Origin of the sequence: Cupriavidus sp. IDO, from assembly GCF_000812465.1 — a bacterium.
GTDB lineage: Bacteria > Pseudomonadota > Gammaproteobacteria > Burkholderiales > Burkholderiaceae > Cupriavidus.
In genome coordinates this window covers 13,342-31,693 of the sequence record NZ_JWMA01000063.1, presented here as the reverse complement: position 1 = coordinate 31,693, position 18,352 = coordinate 13,342, and the positions used below count along the sequence as shown (strand labels likewise).

The 18,352-nt window shown below is 65.2% G+C and carries 20 protein-coding genes; 9 read left to right on the top strand and 11 right to left on the bottom strand.

The features are described 5' to 3' along the window. Nucleotides 1-4: 4 nt before the first annotated feature. The gene (locus RM96_RS19515; protein WP_039012979.1) at nt 5-1,387 is read right to left on the bottom strand and encodes a sodium:solute symporter family protein; all 1,383 of its coding nucleotides are present in this window, start codon (nt 1,385-1,387) and stop codon (nt 5-7) included. Between the two features lie 13 nt (nt 1,388-1,400). Further along, nucleotides 1,401-1,607, bottom strand: coding sequence for a DUF3311 domain-containing protein (locus RM96_RS19510; RefSeq protein ID WP_039012978.1), 207 nt, complete (start codon nt 1,605-1,607; stop codon nt 1,401-1,403). Between the two features lie 137 nt (nt 1,608-1,744). Between RM96_RS19510 and RM96_RS19505 the strand changes: the two genes are divergently transcribed. Together RM96_RS19505 and RM96_RS19500 are read left to right on the top strand one after the other, a co-directional pair. Then, a complete protein-coding gene (locus RM96_RS19505) occupies nt 1,745-2,668 on the top strand; it encodes a LysR family transcriptional regulator (RefSeq protein WP_039012977.1) in 924 nt (307 codons plus the stop codon). Nucleotides 2,669-2,777: 109 nt separating this feature from the next. Further along, nucleotides 2,778-3,251, top strand: coding sequence for a hypothetical protein (locus RM96_RS19500; protein ID WP_052279598.1), 474 nt, complete (start codon nt 2,778-2,780; stop codon nt 3,249-3,251). Between the two features lie 28 nt (nt 3,252-3,279). Here RM96_RS19500 and RM96_RS19495 read toward each other — a convergent pair whose 3' ends face one another. Then, the gene (locus RM96_RS19495; RefSeq protein WP_039012976.1) at nt 3,280-4,089 is read right to left on the bottom strand and encodes an SDR family NAD(P)-dependent oxidoreductase; all 810 of its coding nucleotides are present in this window, start codon (nt 4,087-4,089) and stop codon (nt 3,280-3,282) included. A 120-nt stretch (nt 4,090-4,209) separates the two neighbouring features. Here RM96_RS19495 and RM96_RS19490 point away from each other — a divergent pair, with 120 nt between their 5' ends. From RM96_RS19490 to RM96_RS19480, 3 genes are all read left to right on the top strand, one after another. Continuing rightward, nucleotides 4,210-5,163, top strand: coding sequence for a GlxA family transcriptional regulator (locus tag RM96_RS19490; protein ID WP_039012975.1), 954 nt, complete (start codon nt 4,210-4,212; stop codon nt 5,161-5,163). Between the two features lie 241 nt (nt 5,164-5,404). Continuing rightward, on the top strand, nt 5,405-6,070 hold the full coding sequence (locus tag RM96_RS19485) for a YoaK family protein (protein ID WP_039012974.1): 666 nt from the start codon (nt 5,405-5,407) through the stop codon (nt 6,068-6,070). 184 nt (nt 6,071-6,254) lie between these two features. Further along, nucleotides 6,255-6,473: a hypothetical protein gene (locus RM96_RS19480; RefSeq protein ID WP_039012973.1), complete on the top strand. Its 219-nt coding sequence runs from the start codon at nt 6,255-6,257 to the stop codon at nt 6,471-6,473. Nucleotides 6,474-6,477: 4 nt separating this feature from the next. Here the strand turns inward: RM96_RS19480 and RM96_RS19475 are convergent, their stop codons facing one another. Both RM96_RS19475 and RM96_RS19470 read right to left on the bottom strand, forming a co-directional pair. Further along, the gene (locus tag RM96_RS19475; RefSeq protein ID WP_039012972.1) at nt 6,478-7,881 is read right to left on the bottom strand and encodes a heavy metal sensor histidine kinase; all 1,404 of its coding nucleotides are present in this window, start codon (nt 7,879-7,881) and stop codon (nt 6,478-6,480) included. Next, the gene (locus tag RM96_RS19470; protein ID WP_039012971.1) at nt 7,878-8,552 is read right to left on the bottom strand and encodes a heavy metal response regulator transcription factor; all 675 of its coding nucleotides are present in this window, start codon (nt 8,550-8,552) and stop codon (nt 7,878-7,880) included. The genes RM96_RS19475 and RM96_RS19470 overlap by 4 nt, the downstream gene beginning before the upstream one ends. Nucleotides 8,553-8,969: 417 nt before the next feature. On the opposite strand from RM96_RS19470, the gene RM96_RS19460 reads away from it, so the two are divergent. Continuing rightward, a complete protein-coding gene (locus RM96_RS19460; protein WP_039012969.1) occupies nt 8,970-9,341 on the top strand; it encodes a hypothetical protein in 372 nt (123 codons plus the stop codon). 144 nt (nt 9,342-9,485) lie between these two features. Beyond that, nucleotides 9,486-9,968 carry a GNAT family N-acetyltransferase gene (locus tag RM96_RS19455; RefSeq protein WP_238587323.1) on the top strand — a complete coding sequence of 161 codons (483 nt, stop codon included), beginning with the start codon at nt 9,486-9,488 and terminating at the stop codon, nt 9,966-9,968. 16 nt (nt 9,969-9,984) lie between these two features. Here the strand turns inward: RM96_RS19455 and RM96_RS37270 are convergent, their stop codons facing one another. Further along, nucleotides 9,985-10,191, bottom strand: a complete 207-nt coding sequence (locus RM96_RS37270; protein ID WP_082016609.1) for a hypothetical protein — start codon at nt 10,189-10,191, stop codon at nt 9,985-9,987. A gap of 675 nt (nt 10,192-10,866) precedes the next feature. Between RM96_RS37270 and RM96_RS19440 the strand changes: the two genes are divergently transcribed. Then, on the top strand, nt 10,867-11,235 hold the full coding sequence (locus RM96_RS19440; protein ID WP_039013094.1) for a hypothetical protein: 369 nt from the start codon (nt 10,867-10,869) through the stop codon (nt 11,233-11,235). A 28-nt stretch (nt 11,236-11,263) separates the two neighbouring features. Here the strand turns inward: RM96_RS19440 and RM96_RS19435 are convergent, their stop codons facing one another. Together RM96_RS19435 and RM96_RS19430 are read right to left on the bottom strand one after the other, a co-directional pair. Next, nucleotides 11,264-11,917, bottom strand: a complete 654-nt coding sequence (locus tag RM96_RS19435; protein ID WP_443112263.1) for a response regulator transcription factor — start codon at nt 11,915-11,917, stop codon at nt 11,264-11,266. A 36-nt stretch (nt 11,918-11,953) separates the two neighbouring features. Further along, nucleotides 11,954-12,889: a S1C family serine protease gene (locus tag RM96_RS19430; RefSeq protein ID WP_052279597.1), complete on the bottom strand. Its 936-nt coding sequence runs from the start codon at nt 12,887-12,889 to the stop codon at nt 11,954-11,956. A gap of 356 nt (nt 12,890-13,245) precedes the next feature. On the opposite strand from RM96_RS19430, the gene RM96_RS19425 reads away from it, so the two are divergent. Beyond that, a complete protein-coding gene (locus tag RM96_RS19425; RefSeq protein WP_039013091.1) occupies nt 13,246-14,073 on the top strand; it encodes a class I SAM-dependent methyltransferase in 828 nt (275 codons plus the stop codon). A 92-nt stretch (nt 14,074-14,165) separates the two neighbouring features. Here RM96_RS19425 and RM96_RS19420 read toward each other — a convergent pair whose 3' ends face one another. The 3 genes from RM96_RS19420 to RM96_RS19410 all read right to left on the bottom strand — a co-directional run bounded on the left by RM96_RS19420 (nt 14,166) and on the right by RM96_RS19410 (nt 18,144). Continuing rightward, a complete protein-coding gene (locus RM96_RS19420; RefSeq protein WP_039012965.1) occupies nt 14,166-14,936 on the bottom strand; it encodes a ferredoxin--NADP reductase in 771 nt (256 codons plus the stop codon). 184 nt (nt 14,937-15,120) lie between these two features. Further along, nucleotides 15,121-15,792 carry an alpha/beta hydrolase gene (locus RM96_RS19415; RefSeq protein ID WP_039012964.1) on the bottom strand — a complete coding sequence of 224 codons (672 nt, stop codon included), beginning with the start codon at nt 15,790-15,792 and terminating at the stop codon, nt 15,121-15,123. Nucleotides 15,793-15,933: 141 nt separating this feature from the next. Next, nucleotides 15,934-18,144 (bottom strand): penicillin-binding protein 1A, encoded by a 2,211-nt coding sequence (locus RM96_RS19410; protein WP_039013090.1) that lies wholly within the window; start codon nt 18,142-18,144, stop codon nt 15,934-15,936. Nucleotides 18,145-18,352: the final 208 nt, after the last annotated feature.

The window sequence follows — 18,352 nt, the reverse complement described above, 5'->3', positions numbered from 1 at the left end:
TGAGTCAGGCCGGCTGCACGCGAGCCAGCCGGGGGGCGTAGTTCACGGCCGCCGTCACCAGCAGGTTCACCGCGAGGCTGATCAGGCCGAGGTTGATGCCGCCGAAGTCGGGTTGCAGGATATAGAGCCCGATCGCCAGCACTTGTCCGCTCAGGATGCCAAGTGCAATCGCCAGCGGCCGCACCTTCAGCGAGAACAGGATCACCATCACGCCGGGGAAGAACTGCGTCACGCCGTAGTAGGTGGTGTTGATCAGTGTCAGCATCAGGTTGGGCGTGAGCAGGGTCATCACGATGGAGAGCAGCAGGTAGATCACGATCACGATCTTGGCGCCGTGCTTCTGGCGCTGTTCGGGCATTCCCGGCAACAGGTTGCGCGTGACGATGGGCCCGATCGCCAGGCAGATGCCCGCCAGCACCAGCAGCCCCGACAGCGCCGCCCCGGCCGCCACCAGCCCCAGCAGCCAGCCCGGCAGCAGCCGGACCGCCGCCGCGAAGAAGGCCTCATTGGGCGAAGCGAGCTGCAGGTTCTGGCTGATCGCGTAGTACGAGGCCAGCACCAGGAACGGATACATCAGCATGTACAGCGGCATGGCCACCTGCGTGCGGCGGATGGTGTTGGCGCTCCTCGCGGTGAAGAAGTTCTGCGCCGCGAACGGCATCATGTAGAAGCCCAGCGCCTGGAACAGGATGGTGCTCATCGAGAAGCGCAGCTGGGTATCGTTCATGTGGTTGCTCACCTGCGCGCTGGCCGCCTGGAACACGTCGCCCACGCCGGCCTGCCAGCCCACCGCCACGCCGGTGGCAACAATGGCCACCACCATCAGGATGTCCTTCAGGATGGCGATATAGGCCGAGGCCCGCACCCCCGAGATGGCGATATACGTAAAGGCCAGCCCCGCGGAAATCAGCACCAGGTAGAGCGGCTGGAATTCCCACCCCAGCCCCTTTAGCGCGGCAACGAGCCCGGTGAACTGCAGTTGCCCCCAGGGCAGCAGGAACAGGATCGAAGAGCCGGCCACGATCAGCTCCAGCGCGCGGCTGCCGTAGTGCCCCTTGAACAGGTCCGGCAGCGTGATGGCGTTGTAGCGGGCGCCGGCCTTCCAGATCTTCGGGCCGAGAAAATAGCCCAGCGGATACGCCAGCAGGATGTAGCCGAGAAACCAGACCCCGTAGGTCGGCCCCTTGGCGTAGATGCCGCCGGGAAAGCCCACCATGGTGCCGATGCTGTAGATCTCGCCCGCGGTCAGGAAGAACACCAGGTAGGCGCCGAACTGCCGCGAGGCCACGAAGAAGTCGTGCATGCTCTGGCCGCCGTGGCCTTTCCCGGAGCGGACCGCGAGGTAGAGGGAGAAAACGATGAAGCCGAGGAACACCGCTGTGGTCATGACTGTTCCCCGGTCAGGCGTCTTGCGCCGCGTCGGCGGCGTGGCGGTCGAACAGCATCCAGCACGTCAGCATGCAGCCCGACGTCAGGACGAACCACGCAAAGATCCAGGCATAGATGAAAGGCACGCCGAGCACGAAACGCTCGACCGACGCCACCCAGGGCAGGAGCCCGATCACCCCGAAATACGGGATGCCGAGGCCGATGAACAGCTTGAGCATGAGTTGTCTCCGTTGATACCGATGGACGGCTGGCGGTGCGCCGGCGCAGAAGCCGGGCCCGCTCTTTGTGACCATCATAGGGATCACGGATGTATGATTCAAATGCAAATATCTAACCGAAACCATAAGGAATGCGCATGGATACCCAGAAGCTGCTGCACCTGCTGGCCGTGGTGGAACACGGCACTTTCTCGGATGCGGCGCGCGCGGTACACCTGACGCAGCCGGCGCTGAGCCGCAGCATCCGTGCGCTGGAAGACGAACTCCGGGCGCCGCTTTTCGACCGGGGCGCCCGCCGTGCGCGTCTCACCGTGTTCGGCGAACTGGTGGCCGAGCGCGCCCGCCGCATGCGACTGGAAGAGACCCAGCTGCGGCGCGACCTGGACCTGCTGCGCGGCGGCGAGGAAGGCTCGCTGGCGATCGGCGTGGCGCCCGCGCCCGCGACACTGCTGCTCACGCCCTTCCTGATCCACATGGCACAAACCCGGCCGCGCATCAAGGTGCGCACCGAGACCGGCGCCACCAGCGCATTGCTGGAGCAGCTGCGCAATGAGTCCATCGACGCCATCGTCGGCGACGCCTACGTACTGCGCGCCGCCGACGACATCGACATGGAGCCCCTGGGCGAGCTGCCAGCCGGCCTGGTCTGCCGCGCCGGCCATCCCATCCTGAGCAAGCGCCGCGTCGATATCGACGCGATCCGCGCCTACCCGGTGGCCACCACCACGCTCAGCTCCACGGTCACGCGCCAGCTGGCCGAGCTCTGGGGTCCGGAAGCGGCGCCGGACAAGCTGTTCTCACTGCATTGCGACAACCTCGACATGCTGCGCAGCGTGACGCTGGCGACCGATACCCTGCTGTTCGGCGTGCTGCCCATCACCCGGCAGGAGCGCGCGAGCGGCCTGATGGCCGAAGTGCCGATGCCGCCCGATCCGCGGCGCTGCGGCCGCTATGGCATTGCACGCATGTCGGCGCGCACGCTCTCGCCGGCGCTGGAAGCGCTCTACAGCTTCACACGCGCACACTGGCGGGAACTGGCGTCGGAGCAAGTGCGCACGTAGCGGGCGGTGGCTAAAGGAAATTGCCGGCCTGCCGTTTAAACATCCAGGGGGGAAACGAACGACCGCGCGAACGACAGCGCGGAGGACAGGGCCAATCACGGCAACCCTTATGGACACCATCACCAACGCAACGGTACGCACCGACCTGCCCGTCACCGAACCACTGACACCGGAAAGAACCTCGGCACCAGCACCAGCCGGCAGCGCCGGGAAAAGCCAGGACGCAAGCATCCGCATTTCCGCCGGCGGGCGCTCGCTGGCCTCGGCCGCCGCATCGCGCAACAAGGCCGCCAACGCGGCGATCGAGAACAGCAACCTGCCCGACCAGGTCAAGAAGCTGCTGGTGCGCATCCGCGAACTGCAGGAAAAGCTGCGGGAAAAGGCCGAAGAGCTCGCCCGGATCGCCGCGCAGCAGAATATGGACCCGCGCCAGCGCACCATGAAAGTCGCCGCGCTGCAGACGGCCATCTCCACCATCACGGGTTCGCTCAACGACGCCAGCGCCATGCTGAACAAGGCGCTGACGCAGATGCGGGCCACCAGCGATCAGCGGCAGCTGGTGGGGGCGCTGCTGATGATGTAAGGCCCCGGGCCAGCCGGGCCTTGCCCGCTCAGGCCTGCGCGGCAACCCCAAATCGCGCGGCCGGCTTGCTGTGCGACAGGTTCGGCCCGAGGGCGGCGCGTGCCGATTCGAAGGCCTGCCAGTCAGCGGTATCGGGAAGCGACGGCACCGTGACCAGCTCGCCCTGGTCGAACCCGGCGAGTGCGGCATCGACCATATCCGTTGCCTCCATCACGATGGCCTGCGGCAGGTCCTCGACCGGCCGGCCGGCGACGTCCCAGAACTCCGTGCGCGTCGCACCGGGCAGTACCGCCTGCACGCGCACGCCCTTGCCGGCAAGCTCGTGATGCAGCGACTGGCTGAAGGCGAGCACGTATGCCTTGCTGCCGCCGTAGACGCCATTCAGCAGTTCCGGTGCCACTGCAACGACCGACGCGATATTGATGATCGTGCCCTGGCCGCGCGCGGCGAACTTCGGCGCAATCGCATAAGTCAGCCGCGTCAGCGCCGTCACGTTCAGGTTGATCATCGCTTCCATCTTGTCCGGATCGGATTCGAGCAGTTGCCCGGCGCCGCCGACGCCAGCGTTGTTGACCAGCATGGTGATGCTCGCATCGGTACGCAGGATTTCCTCGACACGGCGCACATCCTGCGCCTTGCCCAGGTCGGCGGCGACCACTTCGATCGCGCGGCCGGTTGCGTTGGTGAGGCTGTTGGCGAGCTGATCGAGCCGGTCGCGCTTGCGCGCGACCAGGATCAGGTCATAGCCGCGCCTGGCCAGGCGGTCCGCATAGATGGCACCGATGCCGGTAGAAGCGCCGGTAATGAGGGCGGTGCCCTTGTGTGTGGTGTCGCTCATCAGGAATCTCCGTCAATTGCAGCCCGTGAATTCGGCCTGCGATGGAGGCAGAATAGGTGCATAATCGGATGGCTCAAATGTCAGAGAAGCAACGTTTTACGCCATCACCGGAGGTACGCCATGCTGCGCGTCGGAATTGTGCTGTATCCGGGTTTCCAGGCCATGAACCTGGCCGTCACGACAGTCTTCGAATTCGCCGGCCTCGCCGCGGGCGAACCGGCCTATGAGGTTGTGCTGCTTTCCGAACACGGCGGGCCCGTGCCCACCTCCGGCGGCTTCGCGGTGGCGACGCAGCCGTTCGGCAGGCGCCACTTCGACACCGTGATGGTGGTTGGCGACAATGACGTGATGGAGACGCCGCCCGCCGTGGTCGCCTTCCTGAAGCGCGCGGCCGGGACGTCACGGCGCATCGCCTCCACCTGCACCGGCGCGTTCAACCTCGCGCAGGCCGGCCTGCTCGATGGCCGGCGCGCCACGACTCACTGGCTCTTCGCGTCCCGTTTCCGCCACGCTTATCCGAACGTGAAACTGGAAGAGGACCGCATTTTCATTGTCGACGGCCCCGTGTGGACCTCGGCCGGCATGACGGCGTGCATCGACCTTGCCCTGGCACTCGTCGAGAGAGACCTGGGTCCAGATATTGCGCGGCAGGTGGCGAAGAAGCTCGTGGTCTATCATCGCCGCGCGGGAGGCCAGTCGCAGTTCTCCGCGCTGCTTGAGATGGAGCCGCGCTCCGACCGCATCCAGACCGCACTGGCCTATGCCAAGCAGAATCTTCAGGCCGAGTTGTCCGTCGAACAGCTTGCCGAAGCGGCACATCTGAGCGCGCGGCAGTTCAGCCGCGCATTCCGTGCCGAAACCGGCCAGTCGCCCGCCAAGGCCGTCGAGCATTTGCGGCTCGAGGCAGCGCGGCTGATGCTGGAATCCGGCAGGCATCCGATTGACGTCATCGCGCGCGATACCGGCTTTGGCGACCGCGAGCGGATGCGGCGCGCATTCCTGCGCAACTATGGCCAGCCGCCGCAGATGATCCGGCGAGCGTCGCGAGGCGTGGAGGCCAGGATTTCCGGCTAACGAGCGCCAAGGCGCGCGGAAGCGGGCAGAATCCTGCATGGCGACGCCCTCGACGGCGTCGGCTCGCTTGCCGTGACAGCCTGGAGAACAACATGCGGCCTCATCGGTTGCATCACGTGGTTATGTTCCGCCCATCGGCGCGGGACACTTCATCCGGAGCCGCAAATTGAACTTCGCGCAACCGACGCCCCCGAAAGCCACCGTACAGCCATCCTCCGCCTCCGGCGCTCGCCGGCGCACCATGTGGCTCGGCTGCATCCTCGCCTTCGTCGCCGGCTACGTCGACGTGATCGGCTTCACCACATTGTTCGGCCTGTTCACCGCGCATGTGACCGGCAACTTCATCATGATCGGCATCGAGCTGGCGGGCTCGTCGGCCGGGCTGCTGGCGAAGATTCTCGCGCTGCCGGTCTTTGTCGTGGCGGTCGCCGCCACAAGACTGGCGGAATCGCGTATCGCAAAAACGGGCCGAGCGCCGGCCGCTCCCCTGCTCTTCGTCGAAGCCGTTATCCTGCTGGTCTTCATGGTGGCCGGACTCCAGGCCCTGCCGATTACCGACCCCGCTGCGCCGGCAGCAATCGCTACCGGCCAGATCGCGGTCGTCGCGATGGGCATCCAGAACGCGCTGTCGCGCACGGCGCTGGCCGAGCACGGCCCGACCACGATCGTGACGGGCAACACCACGCAGATCGTCATCGATCTCGTGGATCTTCCCGGCGCACCGCCGGCGCAGCGTGATGCCATTCGCGGCCGCCTCGGCAAGATGGCACCGGCACTCGCGGGATTCGCGGGCGGAGCCACGCTCGGCGCGCTCGCCTACGCGGGAATGTCCATGTGGAGCTTGCTGGTGCCCGTCGTGCTGCTCGTACTGGTGTGCCAACTCGTCAGGTCCGGATCCACGTCCTGAGCGGCTTCGGCATTCGAAGCGGGCAAGGCACTGGAGAAGCTGAAACTCTCCGAGGGTAGACCGTACCGTCGCCGCGTCATGACAAGACTGTCATCAAGGCGCAATCCGGCGGTCGGCATTCGATTCCTAGACTGCTTTCCACGGCGCGACGATGTCCGCGCCGCACAATCAACAGGAGAGTGCCATGATGCCTACCCGCCGAATCATCCTTGCCACCGTGCTCTGCACGGTACTGGGCTCCGCCGCGTCCTTTGCCTCGGCGGCGACCGACCCGTCCAGCGACACGAACGGGGCCGGCAGCACCGACCAGGTGCACCGCCAGCGCGACCCCTTCACCGACGGCGCCAACAACAGCGCGCGCGATCCGTACCTCGACGGCGCACACCTGCCTGCGCAAGCCTGACGCCCTAGCCCGGCGCCGGGCCGCCTGGGAAGATCAGGCGGAAGCGGGTCATCTGCCCCGGCGTCGATTCCACCTGCACCGCGCCATGGTGCAAGTCCATGATGGTCTTGACGATGGCAAGCCCGATGCCTGACGACTCCCCCGAGTTGGCTCGCGCGGGATCGCCACGGAAAAAGCGGTCAAACAGCTTCGGCAATTGGTCGGCCGCGATGCCGGGGCCCGGGTTCGACACCTCGATCCGCGCCTCCGCGCCCGCCTGCCGGGCCAACAGGCGGATCTCCGCACCGCTCGGCGCGTACCGCACCGCATTCGAAATCAGGTTGCTGACGGCGCGCCGCAGCAGCGTCGGATCGGCAAGCACCCTGCCCTGCGCATCCACGCGAATGGTGATCCGCCGGGCCTCGGCCAGCAATTCGAAGTAGTCCGCCTGCCGCGCCAGTTCGGCGGCCAGGTCCAGCTCCGCGTAATGCAGCGCCACGCGCGCATTGTCGGCACGGGCGAGGAAGAGCATGTTCTCGATCATCCGTGCCAGGCGCTCGTACTCTTCCACGTTTGACGCGAGCAGCACCTGGTATTCCTCCGCGGACCGGTCACTGGACAGGGCCACCTGTGTCTGGCCGAGCAGGTTGCCGATCGGCGTGCGGAAATCGTGTGCCAGGTCCGCGGAGAACAGCGACAGCCGCTCATAGCGCTCGCGCAGCCGCCCGATCATCTGCTGAAGCGCCTGCGCCAGCTCGTTCAGTTCCGCCGGCAGTTGCGAAGGATCGACCGGCAGCGCGCCACTGGTGAACGTCACGGTCTTGGTGCCGGCGGCAATCCGCCGCAGCGGTGCCATGCCGGCGTGCAGGGCCGCATACCCAAGCACGCCCGCGCCGAGAGCACCGAGGCAGGTTGCGATAAGCAACTTCCAGCGGTAAGCACGCAGCAGCGCTGCACGGGACGCCGCCACCTGGTAAAGCGTCACCTGCGCCGGCACCGGATCCGCGCCGGTGCGCACGAGCATCGAGATGCCGCGCACCGGCAGGCCATCGCCGCGGCTCCATGTCTGGATCGACGCCAGTCCGATCGGCGCTCCCACCGCCAGCACCGGCGCTTCCGGCAGGCCGCCCGGATCGGCCCCCGCCGCCAGTAGCGGCGTGCCGTCGAGCGTGCGCGCGCGCAATCCGTACTCGTCGTTGCCAGCGACAACGCCGCGCAGTTCCCGCCACCGCTCCGCGGGTGTCCCGTCCGGCTCGGCCAGTTCGGTGCGGGCGCGGACCGCCTTGCGCAGCAGTTCCGCGTCATCCCGCTCGATGATCTGCATGGCCAGCGCGTGGTAGAGGTAAAGGCCGACTCCGGCAAAGGCGCAGCCCGCGATGATGGCAAAGGCCAGCGCCAGACGCGCGGTCAGCGAGCCGGGTCGTTTCACGGTTGCCGCTTTTCCAGCACGTAGCCAATGCCGCGCACGCTGTGGATCAGCTTCGGCGCGAAATGGTCGTCCATCTTGGCGCGCAGCCGCCGGATGGCAACATCCACCACGTTGGTGTCGCTGTCGAAGTTCATGTCCCAGACGTGCGACGCGATCTGGGTGCGGCTCAGCACTTCGCCGTGCCGCCTTGCAAGGAAATGCAGCAGCGCAAATTCGCGCGGTGTCAGGTCGATGCGCTGACCGGCGCGGGTAACGCGGTGACGGATCAGGTCGATCTCGAGGCCTTCGATCTCGATCCGGTCGGCTTCCCGCACCGGCCCGCGCCGCAGCAGCGTGCGCACGCGGGCCAGCAGTTCCACGAACGCGAACGGTTTGGCCAGATAGTCGTCGCCGCCCAGTTCCAGTCCACGGACCCTGTCCTCCAGTTCGTCCCGGGCAGTCAGGAACAGTACCGGCGTGTCCTTGCGCTCGCGCAGTTGCTTCAGCACGTCCCACCCGTTCATGCCAGGCAGCATGACGTCGAGGATGACCAGGTCATAGGCGTGTTCCGTGGCCTGGTGCAGGCCATCGGCGCCGGTCACGGCCACATCCACCACGAAGGACGATTCCGTCAGGCCTTTGCGCAGGTACTCCGCCGTCTTGGGCTCGTCTTCCACCACAAGAATCTTCATTGCCATACACTCCCTGCCCACCGCCCTGTCTCGCTTCCTTCCCGCGATGATATCCGCCGCGCCGTTCGGCCTGAATGACAAGACTGTAATCGTTCTGACGGCATTTGCCGCCCCGCCGCCTACCTGGAATCCCGCCAGGTGACTCGCTTCGCCAAGGCGAACGGAATGTGGATTGTCAGGCTCGTGCAGCAGCGGCCTTATACCTTTATCGTGCTGGCCGGGCCAGAAGTCCGCCAGGCTGCAGGGAACGGGCTGCGGAAGCCGGCAATCCAGCCGCGTCGCTGCATGCAGATTCGGGCGGCAGACAAGACTTCGCCACTGCCCGTCCGCTGGCAGGTTCTCCCCTGCGCCCGGTTGCGCGGCCCCTTATTGGTGGATATATTCTTCCCACGATGACTCCATCGGGGAGGCTCCCCAATGAGCATATATGTCGCACGCAATCGAGCCAGCGCGATTGAGCACATCAGCTCGCGCGCCGAGGGCGAGGTCGACCTGGACTATGAGACGGCCTGGGAAGATGCGCTGGAGCTCGGACGACTCGGGCAGCGGTGCGGCGTCGTCGTACAGTTCAGAACCACCGAGCATATCTCGGTCGAGTCCGCGGATGCACTAGCCCGGGGATTGCGGGGCGAGAAACTCACATTCCGGCAGCGGTACCTCTATTGCCGCTTCGATCTGACGGCATTATCCGAGGACTGCCTGTGCGAACTCGAAGCGCTCGCCATCGGGCACGGTGATTACATCCTGCCCGGCCACTTGCTGCAGGAAGCCACGCTTATCTGGGACTAGTGTCCTGTTCCGCCGCCCTGCCGCCGATACACCACGCCTACCCTCAAGCCTGCCCCGGCGGGCAGAATGCCGGCTTCCCGACATCCCGGCCAGATTTGCGTTCGGGCGCTAGCATATCTACTTAAGAGGAATCCCTACAGGCGCATGCCCCCCTACATTAGTAGGATAGAAGGACGAACTTTGCATGAAGGTGCACACATGCGTCCGCATTATGCGACTGACAAGGACTGGCCGGAAGTTGAAGCGCTCCTGAGCGCCGCCTCCCTGAACGTCGATGGGATACGCGAGAAAATCGGCGAATACATCGTGGTCCGGGACAATGCCGGAATTCTCGGGTGTGCCGGCATCGAGCGATATGAAACGACCGGCGTGCTTCGCGCGCTGGCCGTCGCTCAGCGCGGGAGGTCCGCCGGTCTCGGCGAATTCCTGCTTTCCGCCGTCGTGGCGGACGTGCGGCAGCAGGGTGTCGAGTCGATCGTGCTGCAGACCAGGACTGCGTCCGGCTATTTCGCGCGCCTGGGTTTCATGCCTGTCAGCATTTCCGACCTTCCACCTGCGGTGCGGCCATCCCGGGCAATCAACCCAGACCTGGCGGATGCCGGCACCCTGATGCAGATCGCCTTGTGACAGGCCGTATCCAACGCTAGGGATGGCCTGTCCTGCGTCCAACGACTTTCAGAAAGCGGTAGCCTTGAATCGTGACCTGGGGCCGGCTGCGGTCGGGCCCGAGACGCTCGAGCGTGATCAGCTGATGGGCGAGCAGCGTCTGTACATCCGCGCGGTCCAGCTCGGTTGGGTCAGAGCTGTCGTTTACCAGTACCAGCGTTGCGAATTCATGATGGCTCAGCACAGTCGTCTCCTAAGCAATGGGTCTATGTTTGCTACGGGACTGCATTACTGTCCGTGACAGCTAGTCTGACTTGTACAGACCGTGTCTTTCCTCGGACTCGAGGTGGCTGGCGGGCGCTGGTGTCCGCGCCCGAGCATGCATAGTAGTCGCTCGCCGCCTTGTGTTCAATGCATCTTCGACAGCATGGCGATGGCCGCTGGACTCTCCGTCTCCAACGCGTTCCTGCAGGCTTCAAATGTCACGGCATGACATGTATGCGCTGCGCCTGCAGCTATTCGCCGACCGACCGGACGGCATGTATTGGCACTACTGGCTGGAGGCCGCGACGAGCGTTGCCAGGTGCGCGCATTGCCCGAAGCAGAAAGAGAAGACCGTCTCGCTGCACCAAAAAAGAACCCGCGTTGCCTTGGGTGGTGACGCGGGTGGTAGCAGGACTACAGGGCGATTCTATATTGACTTAAAAATTTCTTAGGTCAGAATTAAGAGGAATGTTGGCCTCAAATCCGGGCGAGACCCTATGCCTCCGGTAGGTGCGAGCGAGGGCGTCAGCCAGGCCAACGCAGCTGAAAAAGATCTCGCCACAGGCCAGAGCGAAATAACAAGATTGAGTTGAACTCAATGGGACGCAGACGCCAGCAGGCGTCCGCGCTGGTGGATTTGAAAACGGGGGCAGAAATGACGACGGCTCGAGCTGGGACCAGAGGGGAAGCCATCAGGCTACTTGAGGCAAAAGGCGTTGGACTCGTCGAGCTGGACTACGAGTCAGGCTGGCAAGACGCTACTGAACTCAGGCACCTGGGCCGGAAAGCGGGAATCCGCGTGGAATATCGCGGCCACGAGAGCATTGCGGTCAAGTCACCGGCGGCGCTTGCTGCCGGATTGAAGCGGCCAAAGCTGACGTTCCGTCATCGCAATCTTTACTGCCAGTTTGAGCTCGGCAGCTTGCCGGCAGGCGAGCTGGAACTCCTGGAAGCAAGAGCGGCAAGGCTTGGGGACTACATCCTTGCCGGGCACCTGCTACGGGAAGTTGATGCGACGTGGTAGTCGTCGTTGGTCGCGCGGCTTCCACGCGCTACACCATGATCAGCCCGTGCCGCATGCCCAACATCACCGCTTCCGTGCGGCTGCTTGCACCGAGCTTGCTGAAGATGGATGCGAGGTGGAACTTCACGGTGTTGTCCGAAATATCGAGCTGGCGCGCGATCGACTTGTTGCCCAGCCCTTCGGCGAGCATCGCAAGCACTTCCGTCTCGCGCGGCGTCAGGGCTTCGATTAGCACTGCCGAGGCTGTCGGGCGAGGCAGCCGCGGGCCGGCCAGCATGCCCGCAAGCATTTCCGGCGCCAGCACGCAAAGGCCCGCGGACACGGCTTCGATGGCGGCGACGATTTCGTCGGGCGTCGCGTCGCGCGGCAGGATCGCGATGGCATGGCCGGGCAACGCCTCGCCGATCCAGGCGCTGTCCACCTCGTCGGCCAGCATGACCAGCGCCGGTAGCGCCGGAGTGCTGTCGAGTCCCGGCCGGATGATGTCGCCTGCGTCCGGCTCCAGGTCGATGACGATCACATCGGGCATGGCACCGGCAAAGCCATCGGCGAGTGCGCCCGCGTCCGCCGCACCGCCCACGGACTCGAATGCCGGCGTGGCGTTGGCAAGCGCCAGCAGGCTTGCGCGCACCTGCGGCGAACCGGCGATCACTGCGACCCGGACCGGGCTCATCTGTGCCATCTGTCCACCTGTTACCGACCGGCTATCTGACCCTTGCTAACACGAATGGCGTTGCGGGCGCTCGCCCACGATGACCGAGCACTCGCTGCGCTCCCCGCCCCGGATCAGTGCCACCTTCAGCGGTTGCCCGATGCCAGCCGAGCCAAGCGCGGCGTGCAGGTCATCCATATCGTTGCAGCGCTTGCCATCGAGCTCGACCAGCACATCGCCGATCAGCATGCCCGCCTGCTCGGCGGGGCCGTTCGGGGCAAGCGAAACTACCAGCAATGCGCGATCGGACGACAGGTTCAGCTTCGCCATCGATGCTTGCATCAGCTTCACCGGCTGCGTGCCCACGCCGAGGTAGCCGCGCGAGACGTGTCCTTTCGCCAGCAGTTCGCCGGCGACACGCGTCACCGTCAGCGCGGGAATCAGGATGCCGGCACCACGCGCGAGTGCCGATGTGCAGATGCCCATTGCCAGCCCGCGCATATCCGCCAGCGCCGCGCCGGAGAAACCCGGGCGCAGGCCGCCGTCAAGCCGCACGAAGGCATCGAACTGCCCGCCCCGCCACGTGCGCCAGGCGCCGGCGGCGGTGCCGACCACGCCGAAATCCGCGCTGGCGCCGGTTCCGTCCACCCGCGCAACCGCGAGCACAAGATGACCTGCCTTGAGCGACCCGGCATCGCCGGACTCGACCGGGTCCTGATCCACGCCGTCCAGCCTGAGCACGGCGAGGTCGGTGCCCGCGTCACGCCCGGCGAGGACCGCGCCGACCGTACGGCCATCGGGCAGCGTGACCTCGATCCCGTCGTCGCGCCTGAGCGTGTGCGCAGCCGTGACGACGACGCCTTGCTGCCAGATTACGCCACTTGAAGGAATGCGATGCCGGCCGTGCACCGCGACCACGCCCTGCCCGATGCGCTCGACGATACCTGCCAGATGGTCGGAAAGGTCCTGCAAGGGATTTCCGTTGAATGCTGAGGCAACCATGTGATGTCTCCTGCCAGTTGCAATGCGACCCGCTCGAGTTCCGCGCTGCCTTGGCAGGCGACGCGCTGACGAGCGGATTCACAATGGCAGAACGGATACGCGCCCACACCACCCGAACGGGTAGCCGGCCCAAGCATGCCGACGGCGGCGGCCACGCGCACACGGGAAGCGCGGATATGCAGGGATTCGCGTTGTCAGGGCTGGCGTCTATATTGAGTCATATTGGCGCCGTCCTATCGCGCAAGCCGCGCTCGACGCGACGCCAAATGTGCCGCAATGCCGACTATCTGGTCGCGGCGGCTCCATATCACGCTGGCGAAGCCCGGGCCCGGTCCGACCGCCTCGCCGGCCGGAGGCTGAGCCCAAAGGACGCGCGTGGCACTGACAAGGTTTTCGCCGGCTCGATTCCGGAGCTCTATGACACGTACCTGGTGCCGTTGATCTTCGCGTCGTATGCCGCCGACCTGGCCGCACGGGCAGCATCGCGGCAGCCGGAAAAGGTGCTCGAAATTGCGGCTGGCACGGGCGTCGTAACAAGGGCGCTGGCCAGTGCATTGCCTGACAGCGCCGTTATCGTGGCGACCGACCTTAACCAGCCGATGCTGGATCGCGCCCAGGCCATCGGCACGTCCCGGCCAGTGGCATGGCACCAGGCCGATGCCATGCAATTGCCATTCGAGGATGGCGAGTTCGACCTGGTGGTGTGCCAGTTTGGCGCGATGTTCTTTCCAGACAAACCCGGGGCGTTCGCAGAGGCGCGCCGCGTCCTGGCGCCGGGCGGCGCATTCCTCTTCAACGTCTGGGACCGGATAGAAGACAACGCCTTCGCGCATGTCGTCACGAACGCCCTGGCCACCCTCTTCCCCGCAGCGCCGCCGGCATTCCTGGCCCGAACCCCGCATGGGTACCACGAACGGCAGGCCATCGCGCAGCACCTGCGGCTGGGCGGCTTCCATTCAGAGCCCGGGTTCGAAACCGTCACGTCGCGCAGTCGCGCCGCCTCCGCCCGCATCCCGGCGATCGCCTACTGCCAGGGAACGCCCTTGCGCAATGAGATCGAAGCGGCTGGCGCCAATGCTTTGGCGCGCGCCACGGACATATGCGCCGTGGCCATCGCCGAAAAGTTCGGGGCCGGGCCCGTCGACGGGAAAATCCAGGCACACGTTGTGTGGGTCACGGCCTGAAAAACCGCCTGGGCCTGGTGGGCTGTCCGTTATCCCGGCATCACTTTGGATGCCGGATTTGAAATGGCCGGAAATCCGGCCATCCTGCCGGCTTAGCCGACAAATGCCTTTTCCAGCACGAAATGGCCGGGGTGGCTCATATTGCCCTCGGTGAAGCCGCGCTCTTCCAGGATCGCGCGGACGTCCTTGAGCATGTCGGGGCTGCCGCACAGCATGATGCGGTCGTTCTCGAGCGAGAACGGCTCCACGTCCAGGCGCTCGAACAGCTCGCCGGAGGCGATCAGGTCGGTGATGCGGCCGCGGTTGTCGAATTCTTCGCGGGTCACGGTCGGGAAGTACACGAGCTTCTCGCGCACCAGTTCGCCCAGGTGTTCGTGCTGCGGCAGGTGTTCCTGGATCAGCTCGCGGTAGGCCAGTTCTTCCACGAAGCGGCAGGTGTGCGTCAGCACGACCCTGTCGTAGCGCTCGTAGACGTCCGGGTCGCGGATGATCGACAGGAACGGTGCCAGGCCGGTGCCGGTGGCCAGCAGCCACAGCGTCTTGCCGGGCAGCAGGTTGTCCACCAGCAGCGTGCCGGTCGGCTTCTTGCCGACGTAGATCTGGTCGCCCTCGCGCAGGTGCTGCAGGCGCGACGTCAGCGGGCCATCGGGCACCTTGATGCTGAAGAACTCCAGCGTTTCCTCGTAGTTGGCGCTGGCGATGCTGTATGCGCGCAGGAGCGGACGGCCATTCACTTCCAGCCCGACCATCGCGAACTGGCCATTCTCGAAGCGGAAGCCAGGATCGCGCGTGCAGGTGAAGCTGAAAAGCGTGTCGGTCCAGTGATGGACGGAAAGAATGGATTGCTGGTTTAGATTACTCATGGCGTAACACCGGACTGCGCCAAAGGTGGCTGGAAACACAGGATCTTAACGCATGCCGGCGTTATCCGTGGATGGCGGCATCTGGCGCCGGGCACTGCACTCCGGCGCCGCGCGGCAGGTACCGGATGACTGAAACGCGCGGCATCCGGCATCGGTGGGCTGCGCCCCGGGGCTCACGGCCTCCCTATGCAGCTGCCACCGGGTCCGGCAGATGGTCCAGGTAGGCCCCGACCACGCGCTCCAGGGCGCCAAGCTTTCCCGTGAAGAAGTGGTTGGCGTCAGGCACGACGACAACCGGCAAACCCTGTGGCCTGGCCCAATCGAACACGGCAGCGAGCGTCACGCGCTCGTCCTTCTCACCATGAATCGCCAGCGTGGTTGACGGAACAGGCGGGGTTTCGTAAGACCGCTGCGCTTCAACGGTGCCCCATGGCGTGCCCGCAAGAATGAGGTGCGGGCATTCGACACCGCTGGCGCGAAGGCTCTGCGCCGCGCGCGCCATGACGAATGCACCAAAGGAAAAGCCCGCAAGGACCAGCGGCAATCCGGGGTACGCCTGACGCATGTGGCTCACCACGGCAACCGTGTCCACGGTCTCTCCGTTCCCCGCATCGTGTTCGCCTTCGGAAGCGCCCACGCCCCGAAAATTCGGGCGTGCCGCCAGATAGCCTCTCGCAACGAGCGTCTTCGCGAGCACGTGAGGCACCTTGTGCCCGGCCGACCCGCCTTGCAACGGATGCGGGTGAGCGATGACGGCGATGCCGCAAGGCGGAGACCGGGGCGTATCGACCAGGATTTCGATATTGCCCGCTTCACCCGGTATCAGAACCCGCTCAGTTACAGTATGCGCAGCCATAGCCCTCGCCCAAACGATTTTCCCCGGATGGTACAGGCTGTCGCTCCCACACGCGGCATGTCACGCTGACCGCCGTATCAGCGAATGGTGAACGGATTGCCACTGGCTGCACGGCGAATGTCGCGCCCGCCAGCGACGACATCAGTACCTCCAGAACAGGAAGTGCCGATGCTGTTGCGCATGGACCTTGCGAGGAGCCCGGGTCTCGGGGCTGAACCGCGCATCCGGATCGATAACCCGCGCACGCAGCGCCATATCGTAGAACGCGCCCACCATCGGCAGGGCGCTTTGCGCGCCCTGGCCCCAGTAGTTGCCGAGCGTCACACGTCCATCGTCAAAACCCACCCAAGCGCCCGCGACCAGTTGTGGATGCATCAGGATGAACCAGCCATCCGCGTTGTCCTGCGTCGTGCCCGTCTTGCCGGCCACGTCGGCGCGAATCCCGAAGCGCGTCCGGATGCCTGCGCCGGTGCCCCGGATAACGACGTCGCGCATCACATCGACGAGCGTTTGCGCCGCGCCGGCGGGCAATGCCTGTTCCGGCGATGCGCTCGCAAATTCGGCGAGCACCTTGCCGTCGTGATCCTCGATGCGGGTGACCATGCGTGGTTCAACATAGGCGCCGCGGTTCGCGATCGTGCTATACGCCGATACCATTTCCTTGAGCGTGACCGGGCTCGTGCCGAGCGCGAGCGACGGCACCGCTTCGAGTGGACTGTCGCGCACGCCCATCGCCCGCGCGAGCCGTGCGACCTTCTCGGGTCGCTCCTTTTGCATGAGCTGAGCGGTAACGCGGTTGCGCGAATACGCTAGCGCGTCACGCAGCGTCATCGGCCGGTCGGTGGGCGGGTCCGCGTCGGTAGGCCGCCAGATCGCTTGCCCGGTCAATGGAATGGCAACATTCCGGTCTACGATCGTATCGCTCGGCCGCGCGCCGTCCGCGAACGCCGCGCCGTAGACGAATGGCTTGAATGTCGAGCCCGGCTGACGTCGGGCCTGCTGCACGTGATCGAACGGTGCCTCGCCGAAATCGCGACTGCCGACCCATGCCTTGATATCTCCGTTGCGCGGATCGATCGCGACGAAACCCGCCTGGACCTGAGTCTTGCTCCGGCAGAGTGCGCGGACGAACGTTGGGTTCGTGCCGAGCTTCCTGAGCGCCGCCTGATCCGATTGGCCAACATCGCGTGCGGCGCGATAGTCAGGCGTTTGCCGGACAAATGCCCGGAACAGGTCGTTGCCCGGCCAACAGCCCGTGCGTTCGTTCCATGCCCCGTTCGCGATCCATTGCAACTGGTTCGTCTGCCAGTCCATCGCCTGCGTCGCCATCGCCTGCAGACGGGAATCTATCGTCGTGCGCACGACAAGCCCGTCGGCGTAGATGTTGTAGCCGTTGCGCTCGGCCCATGCGATCAGCCACCTGCGCAGTTGCGCGGAAAAATGCGGCGCCGCGCTTCGCGGCGCGGTCTGCAACGCGAAATCGACGTTGAGTGGTTGTCGCGTCAACCAGTTGTAAGCATCGGGCTTGAGCTTCCCGTACTTGTTCATCTGCCCGAGTACTGTGTTGCGCCGCTGCAATGCGCGCTCGGGATTGAGCACAGGGTTGTAGGTGCTGTTGGCCTTCAGCATGCCGACGAGTGTCGCGCTTTCGAGGATGTCGAGCTGACGGGCCGATTTGCCGAAGTAGGTGCGCGCGGCCATTTCCACGCCGTAGGCGTTGTACAGGAATGGCACATTGTTCAGGTACGTCTCAAGGATCTGATCCTTGCTGTACACGGCTTCGATCTTGAGCGCCGTGATCGCTTCCCTGAGTTTGCGTGCGAGGGTCGGCGCGCGGCCGATTTCGTCGGGATACAGGTTGCGCGCGAGCTGCTGCGTAATCGTCGAGCCCCCCTGTCGTTCGCCGGAGAACGTATGCAGCGCGGCCGAGGCGGTACGCAGCCAGTCGATGCCGTGATGCTCGTAGAAGCGGCGATCTTCGGTTGCAATCAACGCAGCCACCATGTGTGGCGAGATCTGCCCCAGCGAGACCCATTCGCGATTGACCGGTTTGAATTCGTCGACCACTCTGCCGTCGGCCGACACGATCAGCGCTGGCCGATCGATGCGGGCTTTGCGGATGTCGCCGATGCCCGGCGTAAATGGCACGAGCGCAAGCACGTACAGCAGAAACAGCGCCGGCACTGCGGCGAGCGTCAGCATGATGCCGCGTCGCGTCGGGTGGCCAAGGCGGCGCAGCGCGCCGTTAAAAACGCGTCTGGCTATCGCGATGCTGGCAGCCGCCAGCGGTTGGACGCGGATAAGCCGCCGTGCGCAATACTCACGAAACAACGATACATAGCGGCGATTCACGGTGGCGGGACGCTTGGCGGAAAGAGCGGGATCGTACCAAAGCAAAAGGACGCATCTGTTGTCAAAAGAGGGCTGCGGGGCGCGACATTAACAAACGATTACACCTGTTTCGAGTGGACAATGTTCGCTGCCTGTGTCTCCGGCTTTAACACTGGATAGATGCCCCAACAGATTGGCTGCCTCCGGTCCCTTGTCCTTGTGACGAGGT